Raw genomic sequence first — 23,905 nt, forward strand, 5'->3', positions numbered from 1 at the left:
TGTCCCGCACCAGGCCCCCGTAGCTCAGTGGATAGAGCAGGCGCCTTCTAAGCGCTTGGCCGCAGGTTCGAGTCCTGCCGGGGGCGCCCCCGCCCAGCCCTCCCACCGGGAGGGGCCAGACTCTGGAGCCGTCCGACTGCGAGCACGTGTCACGGCTGGCCGTGTCTCATACGTGTCGGAGTTCTGGGTGAGGCATCCCCTCGTGGGCGGCCGCTCAGCGAGATCACCGGCCGTTTCAGGCCGTCGCTTCAGATCGGGCAGCGGCCCATCGACGGGGGAGCGCAGGCCGATGCCGTGCTCATGCCACTCCATGCGGGCTCTGCAGCCCACCAGGCTCCGTTTCGACCGGCTTCAGCGCTCGCAACGCCACCGGGGCAGCCGTTGGGCTCGACCCCGGCCTGGCCCGAGTGCAGCCAGCCCATGAAGTTCGGCGGCTACGTCCTCGTCGAAGGGGAGGGCGATCGTCAGTGGACCTGCCGGGCGCTGTGGAGGTGTACCGGGCCGGCATGTCTGGTGGCGCTCGGACGGCCGGCCCGAAGAGCTGTTGGAGGCCTGCCTGATGTCCGAGCTGTTCCGCTGACATCCGACGCTGGCGCCGCCATCGCTGTACTCGACGCCTCGTTCACCGCGGCCGTCCCTGGTCAGGGAAAGCCGCGATCGGAGAGTCTAGGGGCATGCTGCTGCCGCTAACCCATGGGAAAACCGAGTTCATCGAGGTCGTGCGCATCACCGACCCTGTCAGGCATCTCACATCGGAGGACCTGGCCGGTGACACTGTCGCGGTATGGGAAGGAGATCAAGCCCAGCAGGCCCTGTCTCTGATCGCCGGCCTACCGGGGAGTGAGCTGTATCGCTGCTTTCTCCCGGGCTGGGGGATCCGGGCGCACGGCTCCATCGATCAGCTCTTCGAGATTGCCTTCTGCTTCCGCTGTCACGGGGGCCGTATCTGGGGGGCGGGTCTTCCTGTCGAACAACGCGGTCAGACCTTCGACGCAGAGAGTCCGGCCGCACTTGAACTGCTCCACCGATTCCGCTCCTGCCTGGCGGACTGACGTCTCGGGAGCTTGTGCGGCCAGGTCAGAGCAAGGGAGAGAAGTCGGCAGACTGGTCGAGGTGGAACGGTGAGCCCGCACGAGTCGGAACCCATTTTTGCCGTAGGGCAGCCGCGATGGCGTCGGCAACGTCGGAGAGCACCACTGGGTTGCCCGGGCGTTCGAGCCAGTTGCTGGTGTGAAGCTGATTCGTGGTGACGACCAGGGTCGTCCCAGGGTGTTCTGCATGCTCCACGGCGTATGTACAGGGCGACCAGCAGAGACCCTGACTGTATGTGGGTCTGCGTCGCAGCCGCCGGCGGTAGCTCGTGCCGTCGACGACTATGCGCCGTGAGCCCTTGCGGCCCATTGCTATGGTTTCTCCCCCAGTTGTCAGCATGCTAGTGGCCAACGCATAGCGGAGGCGCGGTGCGGTACTCGGGCCGTCTCTGGGCCGTCCGAGGGCACCCGACGCCGACCAGCAACGACAGAAGCCCACGACATCTGAACTGTTCAGAGCCGTGGGCTTCGTCAGGGCCGCCGGTCGGCGAGACCGTTGATCAGCAGACCGGCTACTGAGTGCCGTCTGCGGGTCTCATGAGGGCGAGTCGAATGAGTTCCGAAGTCGGCAGACAAGCCGTCGCGGGGCCTTTCGCTGGTCCGGGTGGGCGAACCCGGCCGCATGAGCCGCCGTGCCCTCTCGGGGACGAGGGCTGACTCCAGCGCTGACCGACTGCGAGCGTGTCTCCCGGGCGGCCGTATCTCATACGTGTCGAAATCCCGGAAGAGGCGTCCTCTACGGGCGTGTCGTTCGGCAGATCACCGCCGGCTTCAAGCCGTCGCTTCAGAGGCCGGTGGTTCCCGATCCGGATGCCGGCGGTTCCCGATCCGGTGGCAGCCTGTTGATGGATGACCGGCGAAACCCCTGCCGCGGAACCGACGCCGCGCGCTGCTCGGTGGGCGACAGGCGTCTGGGAAAACCCATTGCGGACCTTCCTGGGACGGTTTGAAACTGAGGTCCATGCGCGGATTCACCAGGACCGACAACGAATTCCTCGTCTCCTGCCTGGGCGATCCGCAGCGCACAGTGGCGGCCTACCATGCGCTGCTGCGGCGCGGCGAGGAGGCGACGAGTGCCACTCGCCGTGGCCTCCACCACGAGAATCCCGCAGCCCGTGAGGGCTGCTGCCGCCTCCTCGACCACCTGGTCGACACCGAAGAGCAAGTCGCTCCAGGACATCACCGCGGCGCACCACAAGGTGCAGAAGCCGGTGTTGCTGGCCGGGATCTCGCGGACGTACCAGCCGAAGGACGAGGAGGGTGAGCAACTGCCGCCCGAGTCGACCCGCGTGCAGGTCAAGGGCGAGGACGCGCTGAAGGAGATGGCCGCGTCGCTGACCCGCCTCTTCGATGTGACCGCCACCAAGGACTGGGCCAACTGCACGGCCCGCGCGGACGTCGTCGTGGACGACAGGACCGTCGTCGCCGACGTCCCGGTCAGCTATCTGCTGTTCCTGGAGAAGCAACTCACCGACCTGCACACCTTCGTCAAGAAGCTTCCCGTGCTGGACGCCGCCGAGTCCTGGTCCCTGGACCCCTCGACGGACTGGTGGAAGACCGACCCGGTCCGCACGATCCGTACCAAGAAGGTGCCGCGCAACCACGTCAAGGCCGAGGCGACCGAGAAGCACCCGGCGCAGGTCGAGGTGTACTACGGGGACGTCCCGATCGGTTACTGGACGACCGTGAAGTTCTCCGGAGCGCTCCCCGTACGGCGGGTCAACGAACTCGTCGAACGGGTCGAGAAGCTGCAGCAGGCGGTCAAGTTCGCCCGTGAGGAGGCCAACGGCGCCGAGATCACCGATCAGCGGGTCGGTGACGCGGTGTTCGGCTATCTGTTTGAGTGACGTCCAGTTCTGGTGACATCCAGTTCTGGTGACGTCCTGTTCGAGTGCCGCGTCGCTCGGACAGCATCATGAACGCTCCCGTGCGCGAGCGCGGGGGTGCGCCACTGGCGCGGGCCGGCATGAGGACCGGTTCGCGTACGGAGCGCAAGCTGAAACTGAAGTTCAGGCTGATCACGCGGTAACGGTGGAGGTTCGAGTCCTCCCCCCGGCACCACGCGCCGGGGTGGCCCAACATGGCAGAGGCAGCCGCGATCAAGCTCAGATTCTCGCTCCAGTCTCAGTATTGCCGCCGATCGCCGGGTCGACCGGGGACGGACGAGCGCCGTCGGATGCGAGTTCGACTCTCGCCTGCACCTCTTGCACGCTGCGGTAGTTCAAAGGAAGAACACGACGGCCTGATGACTGATCCGTCCTCTTGAACGCCGCCGGCGTGCGCAATTGGGTGGCATCCCCAGGGGCCCGGGAGCTGGATACGACTCCCGGGCTCCGCCACGTCCGGGAAGCGGCGGCGGCTGGATCAGGCGGGCGGCTGATCGTCTGTGGCCGAGCGGCGGCCCCCGTACGAGGCGATCAAGGCGTCGGCCACCTTCGCCGCGTCCGCGTCGGCCACCTCCGCCGGGTACTCCGGCAGCAGGTCGTCCCAGACGGGCAGCCAGGACCCGAACAACTGCGTCTGCCCCTCGGGCCGGGCGAAGAACCAGATGTGCAGGTGCGCGGCGCCGTCCCCGATCCGGTACACGTGGGCCCGGGAGATGTGCGGCAGTGCCTGTATGTGGCGGACGAGGTGCGTGCTGAGCACGCCCAGCTCGGCTGCCATCTCGTCGGACAGGTCCGCCATGTCGTAGTGGTCACGGGAATGCAGCATCAGCACCAGCGGCACGCCGACGCCCTTGATCCGGGACAGGCGCCAGCGTTCGTTGAACCAGACGCCCTCGTCCCGGGCGCGGCACACGTCGCAATGCGCCGGGTCCTCGCCGTGCCGTTCCGGCTCCGGCAGCACGGGCGGGCGCAGCGGCGAGACGCGGAGTCCGTCCGGTTCGAACGGGCTGATGTCCCAGCCGGTCATCCGCGCCAGCGGGAGCCGGCTCTCCTCGTCCGCCGCCGCACGTGCGTGGTCGTAGAACTCATCAGGTCGCAAGGGCATGATCGGAGACTAGCCGCGCAGGCGTCGATGGTCTGATGATCGGTGCGATAGGTCGGACAGCCAGTCAATTCGGGTAGTCGCTGGCAGTGGTGACTGCTGTTCCCGTCGTCACGACCGCGCGGTCGTAGAAGAGACCACAGTAGAAGAGACCACGGCGGAGACGACGGCGGTCGCCACGAGGCTGCCGATCATCACCATCCCCACGCCGATCACGAAGAGGCCGCTGGAGTCGTCCGACCAGTCATAGTAGGCGGCGATCGTGAGGCCCGCCGTGGTGCCGAGCACGGCGCCCGCGACGTAGGACCGGTACGCCGCCCAGCACACCGGCGCCAAGAGCGTCAGCACCAGCCCGATCACCTGCCACGCCTCGTACGGACCGGTCTCCGTGCCATCCGGCCGCACGTCGCGATGCTGGTCCCAGCCCAGCCAGGCAGCCCACCCCGCCAGCGACACTCCGGCCAGCAGGAGGATCGCCAGCAACTGAAAAGCAGGTTTCCTGAGTCCTTGTCCCATGGCCCAAGCGTTTCCGTTCACCCGGCCACCGACCAGAGCACAAGTACTCAGCTCCGCCCGAGTACCTCAGCCATGAGCGGCCCGACCGGGCGGCCAGGTCTGCGACCATTCCGGCATGCGTGAGCTGAGTCAACTGATCGACGTCGAGGAACCGGCCTGGTCCGAACTCGGGCGGACGCTCGAAGCCTGCCCGGTGCCCGTGGAGGTGCTGCCGTCCGACAGCGGTCTGGGACGGGCGTCGATTCTTCAGCTACAGGTCACGGCCAGGTCCTACCTGGGCGCGGTGGTGCTGCACTGCGGCGGTCTGCTGGTGGACGAGGGATGGCTGCGAGTCTTCGGCAGCCCGGTGAGTGGGGCCGCGCACGGGGTGCCGGGCCTTGCCCGGGTGAATCGGTTCCCCGCGACGTTCGACCCGGCGTGGCGGCCGGAAGCTGGTCTGGTGGTGGCACACGACGTGCTGGGCGAGGTCTTCGCTCTCAACGGTGCCGCCCCCGCCGATGCCGGCCGCCCCGGCGCACCTGGCGAGGTCGTCTACTTCGCTCCCGATTCCCTCCGCTGGGAGGCCCTAGGGGTGAGCCACTCGACGTGGCTGACCTGGCTGCTCTCCGGGGCGCTCGACGAGTTCTACGCCGACCTCCGCTGGACCGGCTGGAAGGAGGAGGTCCAGGCACTGAACGGCGAGCAGGGCCTCACGGTGTACCCGCCGTTGTGGTCTGCCGAGGCGCGCCAGGACGTCGCGGCGACCAGCCGTCGCGCCGTGAGCATGCGGGAGATACTCGGAGTCGCCCGGGACACGTGCCGACAGTTCGACGGGGTGGACCCAGGCTTCCTCGGCGTCGCGTGAGCAGGGCATCGTGTGAACAGGCGGCCTCGTCCAGGCGGCGGCAGCAGGCAAGAGGGAGGGGAGTCGGACCCGCTTAGGATCTTGTGGCATGGACATCGTCGAACTTGTCCTCATACTGGGCCTCTTCGCCGGAATCGTGAGCGTCCAGAGCCGTCTCTCCGGAATGGAGAGGCGACTGGTCCGTATCGAAGGCCGGCTCGCTCTGGTAGCCGACCGGCTCGGGCTGCAGGAGCCGGAGGAACAGTGCGCGCAGCGGGAGCGGATCGAGGCGCTGGTGCGCGAGGGCAAGCAGGTCGCGGCGATCAAGGCGTTCGGCTGAGACTTCCCGGAGCGATTGCTTGGCAGATGCCGGCGCAGCAACCGGATCGCAGGGGCGTGGTCGTAGTACTCGGCTACCTGTAGTGGCGTCTGCCCAGTCGAATCGGGCAATTTCCGGGTCTGCGCGGTACGCGAGGAGCACTGCCGTCGTGGCCACCATGAGCGGATCACCGCTCTGCAGCGCGGCATCTCCTTCCGTCCCAATCGCGTGTGTCAGCGGAGTCGCACCGTTGCCCTCGTCGGGGTCTGCACCGGCATCAAGCAGCCGAGCCAGCAGTGAATAGGGTCCCCGTCCTTCGGGGGTCAACGGCTATAACTAGCACTTCGTTACCGTCGACACTAACGTAGGAGGGAACCCATTCCGGACCTTGTGGTCCCAGGTAAGGTCTAATTCCCGACTCCAAGTCGGCCAGGTCGATTGTGGCTACTCCATTGACGGTACCTGGTTCAACTCCCACAAGGATGTAGCCAAATCCACCGGCCGTCTGTGAGCTTTTCTCTACCGATCTATTTGCCATGGCGAGAATATGGCGAGCGAGAGTAGCTTTGGTCTGCTTCTCGCTTAGGTTGTACTTCGACTTCCATTCGGTCCAGTCATTTTCATCGTGCTCACCGGCACCTTTCACCGCTTCGACTAGCGACCTCAGCTGCAGGGGGGTGCGAAAGGGCTTGCTCAGGCCGATGATTGCGGATCTGCGGTTGCTGTGGGAGTCCGCCGGTCGACACGGTCGGTGGGCTTGGCCACCCGGCAGGAGGGCAGGAGGTCGATGCGACGTTCGGGGCCGTCCCTGGGCCGTCCGACGCCCCCCGAGGTCACTCGACGACGACCGACAGTGACAGTCGAGCCGCGGCCGCCAGCCACGAACCCCCAGGTCACAGCCCCCCGACCATACGGGTTACCACCCAAGGGTGGCCGTCAGGCAAGATGGGGTGTATCTGCCCACTGCCAGATTCAAGCTGCCGGACGGTTTCTCTTGGCTGAGTTCATTTACACCATGCGCAAGGCGCGCAAGGCGCACGGCGACAAGGTGATCCTCGACGACGTCACCCTGAGCTTCCTCCCGGGTGCCAAGATCGGCGTCGTCGGGCCGAACGGCGCCGGTAAGTCGACCGTGCTGAAGATCATGGCGGGGCTGGAGCAGCCCTCCAACGGTGACGCGTTCCTGTCGCCCGGTTACAGCGTCGGCATCCTGCTCCAGGAGCCCCCGCTGAACGAGGAGAAGACGGTCCTGGAGAACGTCCAGGAGGGCGTCGCCGAGGTCAAGGGCAAGCTCGACCGGTTCAACGAGATCGCCGAGCTGATGGCGACCGACTACTCCGACGCGCTGCTCGACGAGATGGGCAAGCTCCAGGAGGAGCTGGACCACGCGGGCGCCTGGGACCTCGACGCCCAGCTGGAACAGGCCATGGACGCCCTGGGCTGCCCGCCCGGCGACTGGCCCGTCACCAACCTCTCCGGCGGTGAGAAGCGGCGCGTCGCGCTCTGCAAGCTGCTGCTGGAAGCGCCCGACCTGCTGCTCCTCGACGAGCCCACCAACCACCTCGACGCCGAGTCGGTGAACTGGCTGGAACAGCACCTCGCCAAGTACCCGGGCACCGTCGTGGCGATCACCCACGACCGGTACTTCCTCGACAACGTCGCCGAGTGGATCCTCGAACTGGACCGCGGCCGCGCCTACCCGTACGAGGGCAACTACTCCACGTACCTGGAGACCAAGGCCACCCGTCTCAAGGTCGAGGGCCAGAAGGACGCCAAGCGGCAGAAGCGGCTCAAGGAAGAGCTGGAGTGGGTGCGCTCCAACGCCAAGGGCCGCCAGGCCAAGTCCAAGGCGCGCCTCGCCCGCTACGAGGAGATGGCCGCCGAGGCCGACAAGATGCGCAAGCTGGACTTCGAGGAGATCCAGATCCCGCCGGGCCCCCGCCTGGGCAGCGTCGTCGTCGAGGTCGACAAGCTGAACAAGGCCTTCGGGGAGAAGGTCCTCATCGAGGATCTCTCCTTCACGCTGCCGCGCAACGGCATCGTCGGGGTCATCGGTCCGAACGGCGCCGGCAAGACCACGCTGTTCAAGATGATCCAGGGCTTCGAGACCCCGGACACCGGCAGCATCAAGGTCGGCGAGACCGTCAAGATCTCCTACGTCGACCAGAGCCGCGAGAACATCGACCCCAAGAAGACGCTGTGGGCCGTCGTCTCCGACGAGCTGGACTACATCAACGTCGGACAGGTCGAGATGCCGAGCCGGGCGTACGTGTCCGCCTTCGGGTTCAAGGGGCCGGACCAGCAGAAGCCGGCCGGCGTGCTGTCCGGCGGTGAGCGCAACCGCCTCAACCTGGCGCTCACCCTCAAGCAGGGCGGCAACCTGCTGCTCCTCGACGAGCCGACCAACGACCTCGACGTGGAGACGCTCTCCAGCCTGGAGAACGCGCTGCTGGAGTTCCCCGGCTGCGCCGTCGTCGTCTCCCACGACCGCTGGTTCCTGGACCGCGTCGCCACGCACATCCTCGCCTACGAGGGTGACTCCAAGTGGTTCTGGTTCGAGGGCAACTTCGAGTCGTACGAGAAGAACAAGATCGAGCGGCTCGGCCCGGACGCGGCCCGCCCGCACCGCGCCACCTACAAGAAGCTGACCCGGGGCTGATCTCGCACATGCGCCACACCTACCGCTGCCCGCTGCGCTGGGCGGACATGGACGCGTACGGCCACGTCAACAACGTGGTCTTCCTCCGCTACCTGGAGGAAGCCCGTATCGACTTCCTGTTCCGCCCGGACAAGGACTTCCAGCAGGGGTCGGTCGTGGCGCGCCACGAGATCGACTACAAGCGGCAGCTCGTCCACCGCCACGAGCCGGTGGACATCGAGCTGTGGGTCACCGAGATCAAGGCCGCCTCCTTCACCCTCACCTACGAGGTGAAGGACGGCGACCTGGTCTACGTCCGCGCCTCGACCGTCATCGTGCCGTTCGACTTCGAGGCGCAGCGGCCGCGCCGGATCACCGCCGAGGAGCGCGACTTCCTCGGCACCTACCGGGACGACCGCGACGAGGCAGACCAAGAGGCCGTCGCCGCATGACGGTGCTCCACCTCACCGACGACACGGAGGCCGCCGACCTCGCGGCCTTCCTCTCCCGGCTGCTCCACTACGACCGTTCCGCCGCCGTACGGCTCCAGGCCGCCGGGACCGCGCTCGCCGTGTTCGGGCGCCCGCCGTCCTTCGAGGTGCTCGCCGTCCGCGCGGTGCGGCTGGCGAAGCCGTACGAGAACGGGCTCGACGTCACCCTCGACGTGACCGTCTCCGCCGGCGAGCTGCTGGAGTCCGTGGACGAGCGCGCGGCCACGGCCGCCGTGCCGGGCGCGGTCACCGGGCCGCCGTGGGCCGGGCTGCTGCCCCCGCGCGGCGGCTGGCGCGCCGAACCCGGTCTGCCCGGCCCCGACGCGCTGCGGGCGGCGGTCGCGTCCGCCGTCGCCGAATTCCGCTCCCGTACGGCGGAACTGGCACCGGAGCTGCGGACCCGCCCGGAACTCGACCGCATCGGCCACGCCATCTGGTCCCGCGAGATCGCCCCCACCCGTCTGCCGGTACGGGCCCTGCACGCGGCCCAGTCCCTCGGCTTCCTCCGCCCGGGCACGGCCGCCGACGACACCGCGCTCCTCTCCTGCGGAACCTGGCTCAGGCTCCGCACGCCCTACGGCTCCGTCGCCGTCCGCCCGCCGGTGCCGGGGGCCCTCGGCTCACTCGGCGACCTCGGGGTCAGCGTGCGCTGACGCGCCGTGGCGAGCCGTATTCAGTTCCGGTCGACCGGCCAGATCTGGATGTGGTCGTCCTCCAGCTCCAGCGCCACCCGGTCGCGCATGTTCAGCGCGGCGGTGTACTCGGCGGGCAACTGGAGGCGGCCCGCCCGGTCGAGCATCGCGTACTCGCGGGCGACCAGTGTCTCGTGACCCGTGGTCGCGTCCACCTCGCTGCGGCGCAGGACCTCCGTGGAGGTACGGCCGTCTCGGATGGCGACCGTGCGGCGGACCTCGCCGGCCACCGCCTGGTCGTGGGTGACGATGACGATCGTGGTGCCCAGGGTCTCGTTCGCGGCGCGGAACGCCTCGAAGATCTCCGCGGCGGTGTGGGAGTCGAGTTCGCCTGTGGGTTCGTCGGCGAGCAGGACGGAGGGTGCGTTCGCGAGGGCCACCGCGATGGCGGTCCGCTGCTGCTGGCCGCCGGACATCTCGTGCGGGTGGCGGTCACGGCAGTCGGCCACCCGCAGCAACTCCAGGAGTTCCAGGGCGCGTTCGGTGCGGGCGCGGCGGCTCGTGCGGGTGCGGGGGCCGGTGCCGGCCAGCTGGAGGGGGAGGGCGACGTTCTGGGCGGCGGTGAGGTAGGGGAGCAGGTTGCGGGAGGTCTGCTGCCAGACGAAGCCGACGACCTCGCGGCGGTAGGCGAGGCGGTCGCGGGCGGTCATGGCGAGGAGGTCGCGGCCGGCGACGTGGGCTACGCCGGCGGTGGGGGTGTCGAGGCCGGCGAGGATGTTCATCAGGGTGGACTTGCCGCTGCCGGACGCGCCGACGAGGGCCATCAGCTCGCCCTCCCGGACGGTGAGGTCGAGGCCCTGGAGAGCCTGGACCTCGATGCCGTCGGCGGAGAAGATGCGGACCAGGCGGTCGCAGGTGATGAGGGTGTCTTCGCTGGTCATGAGGTCTCCTGCGTGGATGCGCGGTACTGCGGCCGGGCGGGGGTGGGTCCGCTTACAGGCGCTGCCAGGGTGCCGCTGCGCCCACCCGTGCCGCCCCCAGCGGCACGCATGCCCGCAGCTACGTGCGGACGTGCCCCGTAAGGGGCGCGGGGAACTGCGCGATCAGCCACGACGGGCCCGCGGCCGACGACGGCGCATCCGGTGACGGCGCGGCCCGTGCCGCCCCTCATCGGCCGTCCCCCGCCCGCAGCTCCCGTGTGGAGCCTCGGTGCACCGTCCACCACGCCTGGGTGGCCGCGACGGTCACCGACAGGGTGAGGACCAGGAGGGCCGGGGCGGTCAGGGACCAGGTGTCCGGGCGGAGGGTGGCCTCGCCGGCCGGCGTCTCCGCCGTGGCCACCGCGATGGTGGTGAGGTCGATGCCGGGGGAGAGGAGACGGATCGTCGCCCAGCCGGTCAGCGCGCCGCCGAGGCCGGCCAGGAGGGCGAGCGGCAGGGACTCCAGGACCAGCAGGCGCCGGGACTCCGCGCGGCTCAGGCCCATCGTGCGGAGCCGGGCCAGCAGGGCCGTGCGTTCCGGGGCCGCGCGCAGCAGGGACAGCAGGAGGGCGAGCAGCGCGTAGCCCGCGCCGGCCGCCACCGCCGCCGTGTACACGTGCTCCGCGCCGGTCTGGAGCGGCGAGTCGGCGTACCCGGCCCGCTCCTCGGCCCGTACCAGGACCGTGCCGGAGCCGTGGACGGCCTGGCGCAGCGCCCCCGCGTCCACCTGGCCGCCGCTGAGCAGCAGGGCCGTGGGACGGGCCGCCGCAGCGGTCAGCCCGGCACGGTCGACGACCAGGAAGTCACCGGAGACGGCCGGGGTGCGCTCGCGTACGGCGGTGATCCGCACGGTGACCGCGCTGCCGTCCTCCAGCCGGACCAGGAACGGACGGCGGGTGCCGTACGCTTCGGCGACGGACGGGGAGGCCAGGGCGGGGAGTTCGCCGTGCCGTCGCGTCAAGCCGCCTGCCTCGAAGGCGCCCAGCCCCGTGTGCGTCGCCAACCGGCCGTAGCTGTCCGGGTCCACGGCCGCCAGCGCCACCGAGTCCTGGCCGTCCAGCGGCTTCGCCTGGTAGTCGATGCTCACCGGGGCCACCCCGCGCACCCCCGGCACGTCCCGCACGCGCGCGTCGAGACCGGCGGGCAGGGGCGCGTCGGAGTCGACGCGGGCGTCCGCGCCGACGGTGAGCAGGGCCGCGCGGTCCCGGGTCGAGTGCACCCCGGAGAGGACCGAGCCGCCGAACGCGGCCGTGGTGAGCGCGGTCAGCAGGGCCAGCAGCGGCAGGACCGCCGACACGGAGGTACGGCTCGCGCGGGCCAGGGACAGGTGGGCCACCGCTCCGCGCAGCCGGCGGGCCGGGCGGCCCAGCCGGCGCAGGACGAACGGGTAGGTGCGCAGCAGCACGAGCGCCGCGATCACCCCGACCAGCACCGGCGCCACCGAGATCAGCTGGTCGCCCGTCGCACCACGCCGGCGCAGCGCCTCCACCGCCCCGGCCGCGAGGACGAGCAGCGTCAGCTCGGCGACCGTACGGCGCCGGGACGGCCGTACCGTCGCCACGTCCTCGCGCGGGCCGCCGGCCACCCGCACCGCGCGGTGCGCGAACGCGGCCCGCACCGGGAGGGCGGCGCAGGCGACGGCGGTGACGGCGAGGGCGGCGGCCACGGCGTATCCGGTCCGGCCCTCCGGGACCAGCGCCAGCGCCACGCCGAGGCCGAGCGCGCCCGCGGGTACGGCGACCACGGCCGTCTCCGCCAGCAGGCGCCCGGCGAGGCCGCGCAGCGAGACGCCCCGGGCGCGCAGCAGGGCGAGTTCGGTGCGGCGACGGTCGGCGGCCAGGCCGCCCGCCATCAGCAGGACCACGGCGGCGACCGTCCCGGTCCCGGCGGCGGCCACCGCGACCAGCGAGGAGATCCCGGAGCGCAGACGGGAGAAGCCGGCGAGCGCGTCGTCCAGCCCGGTGTCGACGTCGGCGCGCGGGTCGGTGACGGTCCGGGCCCGCTGCAGGCCGGGGCCCGACTCCAGGGCGGCGACGGCGGACTTCAGCCGGTCCAGGTCATGGGCGTGCAGACCGCCGAGGTCGGGGGCGAGGTTCCAGTACCGGGCGGGGTCACCCGCGGTGCCGAGCAGGGCGGGCGCGGCGTCCGGCGGGAGCAGCAGCGCGCCGAGCCAGTACTGGACGGGGTCCGGGCCCGGCGGGGGCACGGTCACCAGGCTCGGGTTGCGCAGCAGCGGCTGGGTGGACCAGTAGGCGCCGGCCGGGTCGCGCGGGGTGAGGATGCCGGTGATCCGCACGGCGAGCGGAGGCCTGCCGACGCCGGGCACGTGGATGACCGAGCCGGTCCTGATGTGCAGGCTCCTGGCGGTGGCGGCGGTGACGGCGGCCTCCACGCCGGGGGTGCTGTCGGTCACCGGGCCGGACGTGCGCGGCAGCCGTCCCTCCCGCACCCGGGCGTGCCCCGCGAGGCCGCTCTGCGCGACCAGCGCGACATGGGCGGGCAGACCGCTCGGGCGCGGGATCCACGGGTCGGGCACCGGCGGCTTGGTCCGGGTGCCGACGCCGTACGCCGACTGGTCCCGGTCCACGGACAGCGGGGCGCCCGCCGCGTCGAGCAGCTTCGCGTACTGCCGTTCCAGCGTGTCAGGCCGGAGCGCCGCCGCACGCTCGCCGGGCGCCGCGGTGAAGTCGGGCTGCGGGGCGGAGACCGTGATCGTGGTGTGGACGGGGCCGGCCTCCCGCAGGGCACGCGCCAGCCCGGCGTCCTCGTACCGGTCGACCGCGCGCGGGAAGACCCCGGCCAGGCAGGCGGTCACCGCGACCAGCAGGGCGAGCGCGAGAGCCGCCCCGGGGGCGGACCGCAGCCGCGTCCGTACCCAGGGCGCGACCACCACGGTGACAGCACGCCGCACCTCACTCACCCCCCTGGTCCCGCAGCGCCCGCGCCGGGTCCGCCCGGCGCAGCGACAGGACCGCCGTGACCGCCAGCGGGGCCAGCGAAACGACCGCCAGCAGCAACACGACCTGTCCCACCGGGAGTTGGACCACGAGGGGCGGGTCCGGCCGGGTGGCCTGGGTGGTGAGGACGATCAACGGCAGGATCGCACGGGCGAGTACGGCGCCCAGGGCCACGCCCACGGCGAGCGACAGCCCGACCAGGACCGTCTGTTCGGCGGCGACGGCGCGGGCCAGCCGCCGGCGCGGCACACCGAGCGCGCGCAGGACCGCGGACTCCGCGTCCCGCGCCCGCAGCGCCCCGGCGGCGGCCACGGCGAAACCGACCGCGGCGAGGGCGGCCGCCACCACGGCCGCCGCCGTGAACGCGGCCGTCGGGCCCGCGCCGAACGGGTCGTCGCGCAGCTCGGCGGCGATCTCGTCCCGCACCACGACCTGCCCGGGATCCATGTCGGGCAGCGCCCGCACCGCCGCCGCGACCCCGGCCGCGTCGCCCGGCGCGGTCCGCAGCCACCACTCGGTCGGCGTGACGCTGTCACCGTGGCGTGCCTCCAACGCCCGCTCCGCGGCGCGCAGATCGAGCAGTACGGCACCCCCGTCGCCGTCACCCGTGTGCTCGGCGTCGGCGGCCGTCGTCGGCAGCGCCCGCACGGACCGGACGATCCGCACCGGCAGGCTCTGGCCGCCGATCGTCACGTCCACCCGCTGCCCGGTACGGGCGCCCGCCGACGCCAGGAACAGGTCGGTCGCCACGGCGGTCACCTCCGGCGGCGCCGGGCGGGCGGCGCGCAGGTCGACCGTCAGGGAGGCCACGGTCCAGATGTCCGCGTCCGGGAGGTACCCGGTGCCGTAGGTGACGGTCAGCGGCCGGCCGGGCAGCACCTCGGGCCGGGTGGGGCTGGTCCTGGCGTTGGGCACGGCGGCGCCGCCCGCCTCGGCGGCCGTGGTCCAGCGGGCGGGCAGAGACAGCCTGCGGGTCTTGCCGTCGGCGCCCGTGGCCGCCAACTCCCGCACAGTGAAGCGGTGTCGCTCGGCGCGTTCGGCCGGCTGGCCCATGGTGAGCCGGAATCCGGTCAGACTCAGCGGGCCGGCCCCGGCGGGCAGTTCCAGGGTGAGGACGTGAGTGCGGCCGTCGGTGGGCAGCTGCCCGATCGGCAGGTCGTACGGCACCCCGTAGCGGTCCTCCAGCGTCACCGTCACGTCGGCGGTCGTACCGGGCCCGGTGGAGCTGCGCAGGCTCGCCGTCAGCCGCAACCGGGCCGTGTGGGAGGGGACTTGGGCCCCCGCTGGGGTGTCCTTGGGCGTGAGCCCGGTGAGCAGCCGCCGCGCCGGTACGTCCGCCAGGTCCCGGCGCATCAGCATCGTGTCCGCCGCGCGGGCGGTGTCCAGCGCGAGCACGGTCGCCGTACGGTCCCCGGAGAGCAGGTCCTGGGCGCGGACGGCGGGGGCGGCCGAGCGGACGTGGGGCAGGCCGGCGTACAGGTCGGTGCGGCCGAGGTCACCGTCGCCGTCCGCCAGCACCCGCACCGGCGCACCGGCACGGAAGTCGGCCTGGTCGTCCTGCGAGCGGCTCCAGGAGGAGGCCTGTCCGATGGCCAGCATGCCGAGCGCCACCGCGAGCACGAGCAGCAGCACGGGCCCGGCCCCGCGCGCGGTGCGCCGGCTGAACTGCCAGCCGACCAGCGCCGGCGTCAGTCCCCGCCCGGCCGCCGCGCGCCGCTCCGCGAGCCTGGCGACCGGCGGCAGCAGCCGCAGCGTCAGCACGGTCCCGGCGAGCAGGGCCAGCGCCGGCGCGGCGACGAGCAGCGGATCGATGCCGAGCACCCCGCCCCGTCCGGCCACCACGGCGCCCGACGTCTGCCGCCCCAACTGCCAGTAGGCGACGCCGGCCACGGCCAGCAGCGCGAGATCGGCGCCCGCCTGGAGGGGGCCGGGGACCAGGCCGGCGCCGGGGGTACGACGGGGACGGGCACCGGTTCCGGCGCGGATGGGGGAGCGCGTGCCGGGCGGGGCCGCCGGGCCGCCACCGGCTGTCCGCGCCGTCCGCGCCGTCCGCCACGGTGCCGTGGCCCGGCGGCGGACCGGTGTCGCGCCCCGCTTGCCGCCGGGACGCCCCGGCTCCCGTCCGGCGCCCAGGGTGGGCAGTGTCGCGGCCGTCGCGCAGGCCAGGGCCACCGCAGCCGCCACCAGCCACACCCAGAGGCGGCCGGTCGGGGGGACGTCCAGGTGGAGGTGGAGCCGGCTCAGCGGGCCCCGGGAGGCCAGCAGGGTGGTGAGCGGGGTGGAGAGCAGGGGCGCGCAGAGGGCGGCGGGGAGCGCGAGGAGCAGGGACTCCGTGGCGGCCAGGACCGCGAGCCGGGTCCGGGAGGCGCCCCGGGCCCGCAGCAGCCGGGTCTCGGCCGCCCGTTCGGTGCTGAGCAGCCGGGCCACGAGCAGCAGCGCGTACCCGGCGAGCAGGATCAGCTGGAGCGTGACGATCAGCAGGTTGGAGCGGGAGACGAGCAGGGAGCGGTCGATCCGGTCGAGGACGTCGGGCAACGAGGTCGACAGCGCGGTCATCCCGCTCAGCGCCGCCGACTTGCGCAGGCTGCCGCTGCCCGCGCGCGCGGCGTCCCGCAGCGCGCCGGTCCGCCCGGTCGTCAGCGTGCCGAAGTCGGCCGAGGCGAGCCAGGCGGTCGACCCGGTGCTCACCCGGCCGGCATTGAGCACCGACGGGTCCGTGAGCAGGGGGCCGTACATCGTGAAACCGGACGTCTTCACGCCGCGCCCGCGCAGGTCGTCCAGCTGCCAGTACGGCGCCGTCACCGAGAGCGGGCGGTACAGCCCGGTCACGCGGACCCGCACGGAACGGCCGCCGAGCTGGTCGGCCAGCGTGATCCGGTCGCCGGGCTCCAGCCGGAGCGGGGCGGACACGGCCTGCGGGATCGCCACCTCGGCCTCGGCACCGGCTCCGGCGGGCCGGGGGAGCCGGCCGGTGGTCATCCGCACCTGGGTGGGGTCCAGCGCCGCGAAGTACGTGAGGTCGGGATCGCCGGACCCGGCACCGGACCCGACGTTCGATCTCTCGCCGGCCGGGCGGAGCGAGCCGGGCAGGGCGTACGGCCCCGAGCGGCGCAGCGTCCGCACGGTCACCGGAAGCCCGTCGAACGTCTTCCGCGCCCCCGCCCGTACGGCCTGGTCGGCGGCCGTACGCCGGCCGGCGGGCACGTCGGCCTTGACGATCAGGGCGGTGTCGGCCGCGTTGCGCGGGTCGTCGAGCACGTGCCGCAGTGCCGCGTCGCCGATCGCGCCGGAGTACGCCGTGAGCGTCGCCAGCACCGTCGTGGTCAGCAGCACCGTGAGCAGCATCGCGCCGAGCAGCAGCCGGTGGGCCCGCGCACGTGAGACGACGAACCCCGTCACCCAGCCCCGCCCCCGCCCACCCTGTCGTCGCGGGTCCGTCGTGGACCCTCCGGATCATCCGGACCTCCGCGGGCGATGCTCGCAGAGACAACGGGCCCCGGGTAAGCGGTTGTCGACCGGTCTATACCGGATCGTGACCGGAATCCGGTGCCGTACGGCCGGAATCCGACGTTCAGCGACCGGGTGCGGTCAGCCCGGTGCGTTGATCATCGACGCGGCCGCGTAGGTCAGGTAGTTCCACAGCGTCCGCTCGTGCTCCTCGGACAGCCCGAGTTCCTCGACGGCCACCCGCATGTGCTTCAGCCAGGCGTCGTGCGCGGCCCGGTCCACGGTGAACGGGACGTGCCGCATGCGCAGCCGGGGGTGACCGCGCTGCTCGCTGTACGTCGTCGGACCGCCCCAGTACTGCATGAGGAACAGGGTCAGCCGGTCCTCGGCCGGGCCCAGGTCCTCCTCCGGGTACATCGGCCGCAGGAACGGGTCCTCGGCGACACCCTCGTAGAAACGGTGGACGAGCCGGCGGAAGGTCTCCTCCCCGCCGACCTGCTCGTAGAAGGTCTGCTCCTGAAGCGTGCCGCGCCGAATCTCATTCACGTGGTCCATGGTCTCAGACCGGGTGACCGAGGACTCCGGACGTAAGACCGCCCGGCCCCGGCCGCCCTACTGTGGACCCATGGGCGCCTACGACGCGGAGACCGACCGGCTCGCCGCCGAGGCGCGGGCCGCGCTGGTGCGGGAGATCGACGCCGACGGCGCCTTCGCGGAGGATCCCGTGTGGCGGCAGGCGTTCGCCGCCGTGCCTCGGCACCTGTTCGTGCCGTACTACTACGTGGGCGTCCGGGGCGGCTACGAGCGCCGTTGGGGCGAGAGCCCGGACCGGGACGCGCGGGAACGCTGGGTACGCGGTGCCTACGCCGACGCCCCGCTGGCCACCCGGCTGCGCGACGGCGAACTGCTCTCCTCCAGCAGCCAGCCCTCCCTGATGGCGCGGATGCTCGTCGCGCTGCGGGTCGAGGACGGCCACCGGGTGCTGGAGGTCGGCGCCGGCACCGGCTACAACGCGGCGCTGCTCGCCCACCGGCTCGGCGACGACGACCTCGTCACCACCGTCGACCTGGAACCGGAGATCACCGAGTCGGCCCGGACGCATCTGGCCGCCGCCGGTCACCATCCGGCGGTCGTCACCGGCGACGGGGCGCGCGGGGTCCCCGAACGCGCGCCCTTCGACCGGATCATCGCCACCTGCGCGCTGCCCACCGTGCCGCGGGCCTGGCTCGCCCAGTGCCGTCCCGGCGCCCGCGTGCTGGTGCCGCTCGCCACCGGGCTGCTCGCGCTGACCGTGCGGGACGCCGGGCACGCCGAGGGCCGCTTCCTGTCCACACCGGCCTACTTCGTCCCGCTGCGCGGTGAGGGCCGCGCCGAGGCCGGCCCGGTGTCGCTGAGCGGGCTGCCGTCCCGGGCGCGCGAGCAGGAGTCGTTCCACTTCCTGCTCGGCCTCGCCGGGGCCGCTCTGAGCCCGCTGGACGCCTACGCCCTGTGGGAACGCACGGGCATGCCGGACCGCGAACGCTACGGCGTCACGATCGCCCCCGACCCCACAGACACCGGCCACGCACGAGCCTGGCTGGACGACCCGAACGGCCCGAACACCTGGCCCCTCCCGTAACCGCCCGCGTCACGGGGACGCGGTGCGACTGACTGGGCCCGACGGCGGTTGGCTCCGGGCGCCGCGCCACGCCGGCGCGGTCCGACTGACCGAGCGGTCCGACCGGCTCGGCCGGTCACTCGCCCGATCGTCCGACGTGACCCGTCCCGGCTCGGCCGCCGGCAGCGGGCCCTCGGGCCCGACGGCGGTCGGCCGACCGGTGGTCCATCGGTCCGGGCCGCCGCACGCCGTCAGCCGCGGCGGACCGTGATCGTCGTCCAGGCGCCCACGTGTACGCGGTCGCCGTCCTGTAGAGGCACGGGCACGAAGGGCTGGATCGGCTCGTCGCCGCCGTTGACCGTCGTCCCGTTCGTCGAGTTCTGGTCGACGACCGCCCAGGTGCCGTCGGGCTGCTGTATCAGCACCGCGTGCTGGTGCGAGACGCCCGGGTCCTCCGGCGGCACCGACAGGTCGATGTCCGGGGTGTCGCCCGTGGAGTGCCGGCGCCGCCCGATGGTCACCTGGTTGCCGGTGAGGGCGCGCTGCTGCTCGGGCGAGTAGGCGGGCAGGTTCAGGCCCGCCGCCTCCGGACCGGAGCGGTGCATCATCGCCATGAAGTACTCGCGGTCCGGGCCGATCGTCGCCGTCCAGCCGGCCGACGGCCGCGAGGCCTGCGGGAAGCCGGGAACGTTCGGGGCCTGGGGGGCACCGGCGGGCGGGTAGCCGTAGCCGCCGCCGGGACCACTGGCGGACCCGGACGGGCCGGGCTGCCCCGGCTGACCGGGCTGGCCGGTCGGCGGGGAGATCACCCAGTCGTCGTCTCCGCCGCCGAAGGCCGGGCCACCGGCCGGGGGCCGGCCGGTCTCCTGCGGGAACGCGGGCGGGGCGGGCGGCCCGGCCTGCTGGAACGCCTGCGGGGGGCCGCCCGCCGCGGCGCCGGGGCCGGGCGGGGTCGGACCGGGCGGCGGCGGAACCGGACGCGAGGGGTCGGCGCCGAACACCGAGGGGCCGGAAGCACCGGGCCCACCGGGCGGGCCGGGGGGAGTCGGGGCGCCGGGACCCCCGGGCTCACGCCCGAACGGCGGCGCACCGGCGGGACCACCCTGACCGCCACCGAACGGCGGCGGACCGGACGTGTCCCCTTGGCCGCGACCGAACGGCGGCTGGCCGGGGGTGTCTCCCTGGCCGCGACCGAAGGGCGGTGGACCGGATGTGTCCCCCTGGCCGCGGCCGAAGGGCGGCGGGCCGACTGGGTCGCTCTGCCCGCCACCGAAGGCGGACGGGGCGGACGGGTTGTTGCCGGGCCCCTGGCCGGGGCCGCCACCGAAGCCGGAAGGGCCACCGAAGCCGCCAGGACCACCGGGGCCGCCGGAGCCGTTGGGTGCGCCGGACGTCTGGCCGGGCACGCCACCGAAGCCGGGGCCACCAGGGCCGCCGGGCGCACCAGGTGCCTGACCCGGGACGCCCCCGACTCCCGGCGGCGGGCCGCCCGGACGGCGGGCGTCGCCGAAGCCGGACGGGCCCGCGGGGCCGCCCGGGCCCCCGGGACCCTGCTGGCCGGACGGGCCGGCCGAGGTCGGCGGCAGGCCGGACGGGCGGCGCTCCGAGGCGAACGGCGTCGGGCCCGAGGGCTCGCTGCCGAAGGACGGGATCGGCTCGGCGGGCCGGTTCACCTGCGAGGGCCGCGAGCCCTGGTACTCGTACCCGTCACCGCCGCCGTACGTCGCGCTCGGCGGCTGGAAGCGGGGCTGGGTCGGGCGCGGCGCCGCCGGGGTGTACGACGTGGCCGTGTTGGTCAGGAAGTTCCACCGGCACTCCTCGCAGAACGGCGCGCCGCCCTCACGGGGCGTACGGCACTGCGGGCACAGTTCCGGCTCCGGATCGGGCACGGCCGACAGATGCGGGCGGCCACCACCGGGCTGACCCGGGCCGCCGGGCTGGCTGGGGCCGCCGGGGCCGGGCGGGCCGGGCGGCGGGAAGCCGTAGCCGCCACCGGCTGTCGGCGGCGGGGGAGGGGGCGGAGGTACGGCACCGGCCATGCGGTGACCGCAGACCTCGCACCAGTCGTCGGAACCCGACTGGTGTCCGTTCGGGCAGGTCGGCATGTCGGCGCTTCCCCTTCTCCTAAGGGTCCGTGGTACTCGCTTGCAAGGGTCACTTCTTCACGCGAACGGTCTTGGTGGACCGGGTCTCGAGAGTCATCTCGTCGGCTTCCGCGACCTTCGCCTTCAACCGCACAGTACCTGTCGCCGCGTCGACCACGTCCACCACCTTCGCAAGCAGTTTCGCAGTATCCGCGTTCCCCGAGGCCCCGGCGAGCTGAACCGCCCGCCCCAGTTTGGCCGTTGCTCCGTCGAAATCGCCTGCTTTGCGCAGATCGAGCCCTTGCTGGATGACCTGTGCCAGTTCGGCCTGGCCGGTGTAGTGCGCGACCTGGGGATTGATCGAGGTCGAGGCCGTCATGTCGTCGGTCCACACGGCCCGTACGAGCCCCTGCGCCCCGAGGTTCTGTACCGTTCCATCCGCTTCCGGGATGACCAGGGAGACGCGCGCGGCCAGCATCTCGCGGCCGATTCCGGCCGGCGGGACCTCGACACAGAGGTGGTAGTCGCGGGACTCGTCGCCCCAGGAACCGGTCGGATAGTCCCCGGCGCGCGGCCCGGCCTCGGTACGACGGCCGGTCAACTCCTCTACCGTGGGCGCGACTTGCTTGACGAAGCGGATGCTCGTGCCGACCGGCGTCCACACTCTGAGCGCGACGTCGGCGACCTCCTTGCCCATGGCCGCCTCCATCATCCGCGTGAAGTCGGCGGCGAGCGCGGCCGGATCGGCCACGATGTCGGCGGTGCCGAGCAACGCGGAGGCGATCCCTGTGACTTCTTTCACTTCCCAGTCGGTGCCCACGCCCCGCGCGTCACACGTGAACCGGCCGGCGCACGCGTCGAGCGCGGACTTCAGGTCCGCGGGCGCCTCGTGCTCGTTGCGGCCGTCGGTGAGCAGGATGCCGTGCCGGATGGCGACGTCCGCCGAGGCCAGCAGGCGGTCGGCGAGCCGCAGCCAGGTGCCGATGGCCGTACCGCCGCCCGCGCTCAGCCGGCGCAGCGCCTCCCTGGCCTCGGCGCGGGTGCGCGCGTCGGCGACCGCGAGGCGCCCGCCGCCCGGATAGACCTCCGTGGCGACGTGCGTGCCGCCGATCACCGCGAAGTGGACGCCGTCGCGCAGGGTGTCGATCGCGGCGGCCGTGGCGTCACGGGCGTTGCGCATCTTGGCCGGCGGGTAGTCCATGGAGCCCGAGCAGTCCACCATGACCGCCACGGCCGCCGACGGGCCCTGCCCCGGCGCGTACAGGTGCGGGGCGGTGACGGCGCTGCCGATCGTGCCGCCGCCGGTCGCCGACACCGTGACGATCGCGTTGACCTCGCTGCCGCCCTCGGGCAGGTACTCGTTCTGGTAGACGTCCATCGAGAACTGCGGCACGTTCGACTTCGCGAAATTGGCCATGACTGATCGAATCCCCCTCGGATCCCCCTCGGACACCTGGCCGGTGTGAGGCGGTGACGTGGACGGTCCGGTCCCCTCCGGTCCGTCGGTGCTCTCCCCTGTCCGGCCTCAGGCCGATCCTGCCCCGTGCGGCGGCGCGGGGAACGGCAGGACCGCCACTGTTACGTTGTCGTGGCCCCCGCCGTCGAGCGCGTGTCCGACCAGGACCCGCGCACTGTGCAACGGGCGTTCGGCCGCGTCCGGGGGCACGACGTCGGCCATCTCCCCGGCCGTCTCGGCGTAGTTCCACAACCCGTCGGTGCAGACCACGACGACTCCGGGCCGGTCCGGTTTGAACGACGCGGTGTGCGGCTCCAGTTCGTAGGCGTCGGCGCCGAGCCAGCCGGTGATCGCGTGGGCGCGCTCGTCGGCGTAGGCCTCCGCCTCGCTCATCAGGCCCGCCGCGACCATCTGCGCGGCCCAGGAGTCGTCCTCGGTGAGCCGGGCCGCGGGCGTGCCGCGGTCGTCCGGCACCCAGTAGGCGCGGCTGTCGCCGACCCAGCCGACCACCAGGAGCCCGGCGGCGACCACCGCGCCGACGATCGTGCACGCCGGGGCGTTCTGGTGCGGGGTGTGCTCCCGCGCCGTGTCCGGTTCCCCGGCGAGGGCGTTCACGGCCTGCGAGGCGGCGATGATCGCCTCGTGCATCGCGGCCTGCGGATGCGTGCCGCGCGGCAGGGCCGCCAGCAGGGTCTCGCCCGCCGCCCGGGACGCGGCCAGGGAGGCCTCGTCGGGGCGGGTCGCCGAGGACACGCCGTCGCAGACGATCGCGAGGACGGCGGGGGTGCCGTCGGGCAGCGCGGCGGTGTCGACGGCGAAGGCGTCCTCGTTGCGGTGGTGGCGCAGCCCGCGGTCGCTGACGGCGGCCGCCGAACCCGACTCCCGCTCCATGTGGTCGCGTTCCCGTGGCTGGGCGTGCCCGCAGTTCTCGCAGTACCCGTCGCTGTCAACCCGCCCGGCCCGACAGGCGACACACACCTGCGCCGAACCATCGCCGGCGGCGGCCTCAGCCGAACCGTCGCCGACCTCAGCCGAACCGTCGGCGCCACCGGCCTCCGCCGAGCCGGTCCCGCCGGCACCGGCGCCGGTCCCACCGGTACCCGCATCGGCTCCGCCTGCATCGGCGCCGGCACCCGGGACGGCCGCCCGGGGGTCCGGCGCCTGGAGCGGATAGTCGTCGGGCTGCGGCGCACGGTCGAAGCGGACGCCGGGGGCCGGGACTTGTTCCGGACCGGACTCGGACGCACCCGGCCCACCAGGCGCACCCGACGCACCCGGCGTGCCCGAGGCACCCGGCCCACCCGACGCAGGCTGCTCGTCCGGCCCGTCCGGCGCACCCGCCCCGCCGCGCGCACCCGGCGTGTCCGGTCCGTCCGAGGGCTCCCCGCCCCCGGCCGCCATCAGCGGCTGCCCGCTCAGCGGGGAGCCCCCCGAGTCCGTGCCCGGCAGGTCGGTGGGCAGGTGGACGGGCGGCTGGGCACCCGAGCCGGCCGGTCGGGCGGCGGGCCAGTCCACATCGCCACCCTCCCCGCCCACGGCAGCACCGCCCACGGCAGCACCGGCCATGCCGACACCAGCCACGCCCTCGCCTGCACCGGCCATGCCGACACCAGCCACGCCCTCGCCTGCACCGGCCATCCCGGCACCGGCCGCGCCTGCACCGGCCATGCCGACACCAGCCACGCCCTCGCCTGCACCGGCCATCCCGGCACCGGCCGCGCCTGCACCGGCCGCGCCGGCACCGGCCATGCCGACACCAGCCACGCCCTCGCCTGCACCGGCCATCCCGGCACCAACCACGCCGGCACCGGCCGCGCCTGCACCGGCCATCCCGGCACCAACCACGCCGGCACCGGCCGCGCCTGCACCGGCCATCCCGGCACCAA

The 23,905-nt window shown here is 72.9% G+C and carries 17 protein-coding genes and 1 tRNA gene; 9 read left to right on the forward strand and 9 right to left on the reverse strand.

The annotated features are described in order from the left end of the window. Window positions 1-13: 13 nt before the first annotated feature. The 3 genes from DBP14_RS23520 to DBP14_RS23540 all read left to right on the forward strand — a co-directional run bounded on the left by DBP14_RS23520 (window position 14) and on the right by DBP14_RS23540 (window position 2,938). A tRNA-Arg gene (locus DBP14_RS23520) sits at window positions 14-86 on the forward strand. A gap of 588 nt (window positions 87-674) precedes the next feature. After that, window positions 675-1,052, forward strand: a complete 378-nt coding sequence (locus DBP14_RS23525) for a hypothetical protein (RefSeq protein ID WP_129309127.1) — start codon at window positions 675-677, stop codon at window positions 1,050-1,052. Between the two features lie 1,154 nt (window positions 1,053-2,206). Then, window positions 2,207-2,938 carry a hypothetical protein gene (locus DBP14_RS23540; RefSeq protein WP_129309128.1) on the forward strand — a complete coding sequence of 244 codons (732 nt, stop codon included), beginning with the start codon at window positions 2,207-2,209 and terminating at the stop codon, window positions 2,936-2,938. A gap of 517 nt (window positions 2,939-3,455) precedes the next feature. Here the strand turns inward: DBP14_RS23540 and DBP14_RS23545 are convergent. Beyond that, the gene (locus DBP14_RS23545) at window positions 3,456-4,082 is read right to left on the reverse strand and encodes a hypothetical protein (protein ID WP_129309129.1); all 627 of its coding nucleotides are present in this window, start codon (window positions 4,080-4,082) and stop codon (window positions 3,456-3,458) included. Window positions 4,083-4,190: 108 nt separating this feature from the next. After that, window positions 4,191-4,595, reverse strand: coding sequence for a hypothetical protein (locus DBP14_RS23550; protein ID WP_129309130.1), 405 nt, complete (start codon window positions 4,593-4,595; stop codon window positions 4,191-4,193). A 115-nt stretch (window positions 4,596-4,710) separates the two neighbouring features. Between DBP14_RS23550 and DBP14_RS23555 the strand changes: the two genes are divergently transcribed. From DBP14_RS23555 to DBP14_RS23585, 5 genes are all read left to right on the forward strand, one after another. Then, entirely contained in the window at window positions 4,711-5,439 is a 729-nt protein-coding gene (locus tag DBP14_RS23555; protein WP_129309131.1) for a DUF2625 domain-containing protein, read from the forward strand. 88 nt (window positions 5,440-5,527) lie between these two features. Further along, window positions 5,528-5,758 (forward strand): hypothetical protein, encoded by a 231-nt coding sequence (locus DBP14_RS23560; protein ID WP_129309132.1) that lies wholly within the window; start codon window positions 5,528-5,530, stop codon window positions 5,756-5,758. Between the two features lie 973 nt (window positions 5,759-6,731). After that, a complete protein-coding gene (gene ettA, locus DBP14_RS23575) occupies window positions 6,732-8,396 on the forward strand; it encodes an energy-dependent translational throttle protein EttA (protein ID WP_129309133.1) in 1,665 nt (554 codons plus the stop codon). Window positions 8,397-8,404: 8 nt separating this feature from the next. After that, complete coding sequence (locus DBP14_RS23580; protein ID WP_129309134.1) at window positions 8,405-8,827, forward strand: thioesterase family protein; 423 nt, start codon at window positions 8,405-8,407, stop codon at window positions 8,825-8,827. Continuing rightward, window positions 8,824-9,519 (forward strand): hypothetical protein, encoded by a 696-nt coding sequence (locus tag DBP14_RS23585; protein ID WP_129309135.1) that lies wholly within the window; start codon window positions 8,824-8,826, stop codon window positions 9,517-9,519. Before DBP14_RS23580 ends, DBP14_RS23585 begins: the two co-directional genes overlap by 4 nt. 20 nt (window positions 9,520-9,539) lie before the next feature. Here the strand turns inward: DBP14_RS23585 and DBP14_RS23590 are convergent, their stop codons facing one another. From DBP14_RS23590 to DBP14_RS23605, 4 genes are all read right to left on the reverse strand, one after another. Then, the gene (locus tag DBP14_RS23590) at window positions 9,540-10,439 is read right to left on the reverse strand and encodes an ABC transporter ATP-binding protein (RefSeq protein WP_129309136.1); all 900 of its coding nucleotides are present in this window, start codon (window positions 10,437-10,439) and stop codon (window positions 9,540-9,542) included. Window positions 10,440-10,665: 226 nt separating this feature from the next. After that, window positions 10,666-13,389, reverse strand: coding sequence for an FtsX-like permease family protein (locus tag DBP14_RS23595; RefSeq protein WP_164992391.1), 2,724 nt, complete (start codon window positions 13,387-13,389; stop codon window positions 10,666-10,668). A 1-nt stretch (window position 13,390) separates the two neighbouring features. Beyond that, complete coding sequence (locus DBP14_RS23600) at window positions 13,391-16,834, reverse strand: FtsX-like permease family protein (protein WP_164992392.1); 3,444 nt, start codon at window positions 16,832-16,834, stop codon at window positions 13,391-13,393. Window positions 16,835-17,023: 189 nt separating this feature from the next. Beyond that, window positions 17,024-17,437: a globin gene (locus tag DBP14_RS23605; protein WP_129309137.1), complete on the reverse strand. Its 414-nt coding sequence runs from the start codon at window positions 17,435-17,437 to the stop codon at window positions 17,024-17,026. Between the two features lie 70 nt (window positions 17,438-17,507). On the opposite strand from DBP14_RS23605, the gene DBP14_RS23610 reads away from it, so the two are divergent. After that, window positions 17,508-18,500 carry a methyltransferase domain-containing protein gene (locus tag DBP14_RS23610; protein ID WP_129309138.1) on the forward strand — a complete coding sequence of 331 codons (993 nt, stop codon included), beginning with the start codon at window positions 17,508-17,510 and terminating at the stop codon, window positions 18,498-18,500. Between the two features lie 230 nt (window positions 18,501-18,730). Here DBP14_RS23610 and DBP14_RS23615 read toward each other — a convergent pair whose 3' ends face one another. From DBP14_RS23615 to DBP14_RS23625, 3 genes are all read right to left on the reverse strand, one after another. Next, the gene (locus tag DBP14_RS23615) at window positions 18,731-20,584 is read right to left on the reverse strand and encodes an FHA domain-containing protein (protein ID WP_129309139.1); all 1,854 of its coding nucleotides are present in this window, start codon (window positions 20,582-20,584) and stop codon (window positions 18,731-18,733) included. Between the two features lie 49 nt (window positions 20,585-20,633). Beyond that, entirely contained in the window at window positions 20,634-21,980 is a 1,347-nt protein-coding gene (locus DBP14_RS23620) for a VWA domain-containing protein (RefSeq protein WP_129309140.1), read from the reverse strand. A gap of 108 nt (window positions 21,981-22,088) precedes the next feature. Next, on the reverse strand, window positions 22,089-23,585 hold the full coding sequence (locus DBP14_RS23625) for a PP2C family serine/threonine-protein phosphatase (RefSeq protein WP_129312050.1): 1,497 nt from the start codon (window positions 23,583-23,585) through the stop codon (window positions 22,089-22,091). Window positions 23,586-23,905 lie beyond the last annotated feature (320 nt).

It is taken from the genome of Streptomyces sp. L2 (assembly GCF_004124325.1).
Classification (GTDB): Bacteria; Actinomycetota; Actinomycetes; order Streptomycetales; family Streptomycetaceae; genus Streptomyces.

Excerpts from the sequence above, each read along its gene's own strand:
- DBP14_RS23560 (WP_129309132.1), top strand. The coding sequence starts at position 5,528 with ATGGACATCGTCGAACTTGTCCTCATACTGGGCCTCTTCGCCGGAATC.
- DBP14_RS23580 (WP_129309134.1), top strand. The coding sequence starts at position 8,405 with ATGCGCCACACCTACCGCTGCCCGCTGCGCTGGGCGGACATGGACGCG.
- DBP14_RS23620 (WP_129309140.1), bottom strand. The coding sequence starts at position 21,980 with ATGGCCAATTTCGCGAAGTCGAACGTGCCGCAGTTCTCGATGGACGTC.
- DBP14_RS23615 (WP_129309139.1), bottom strand. The coding sequence starts at position 20,584 with ATGCCGACCTGCCCGAACGGACACCAGTCGGGTTCCGACGACTGGTGC.
- DBP14_RS23625 (WP_129312050.1), bottom strand. The coding sequence starts at position 23,585 with ATGGCCGGTGCTGCCGTGGGCGGTGCTGCCGTGGGCGGGGAGGGTGGC.
- DBP14_RS23550 (WP_129309130.1), bottom strand. The coding sequence starts at position 4,595 with ATGGGACAAGGACTCAGGAAACCTGCTTTTCAGTTGCTGGCGATCCTC.
- DBP14_RS23545 (WP_129309129.1), bottom strand. The coding sequence starts at position 4,082 with ATGCCCTTGCGACCTGATGAGTTCTACGACCACGCACGTGCGGCGGCG.
- DBP14_RS23590 (WP_129309136.1), bottom strand. The coding sequence starts at position 10,439 with ATGACCAGCGAAGACACCCTCATCACCTGCGACCGCCTGGTCCGCATC.
- DBP14_RS23525 (WP_129309127.1), top strand. The coding sequence starts at position 675 with ATGCTGCTGCCGCTAACCCATGGGAAAACCGAGTTCATCGAGGTCGTG.
- DBP14_RS23605 (WP_129309137.1), bottom strand. The coding sequence starts at position 17,437 with ATGGACCACGTGAATGAGATTCGGCGCGGCACGCTTCAGGAGCAGACC.
- DBP14_RS23585 (WP_129309135.1), top strand. The coding sequence starts at position 8,824 with ATGACGGTGCTCCACCTCACCGACGACACGGAGGCCGCCGACCTCGCG.
- DBP14_RS23555 (WP_129309131.1), top strand. The coding sequence starts at position 4,711 with ATGCGTGAGCTGAGTCAACTGATCGACGTCGAGGAACCGGCCTGGTCC.
- DBP14_RS23610 (WP_129309138.1), top strand. The coding sequence starts at position 17,508 with ATGGGCGCCTACGACGCGGAGACCGACCGGCTCGCCGCCGAGGCGCGG.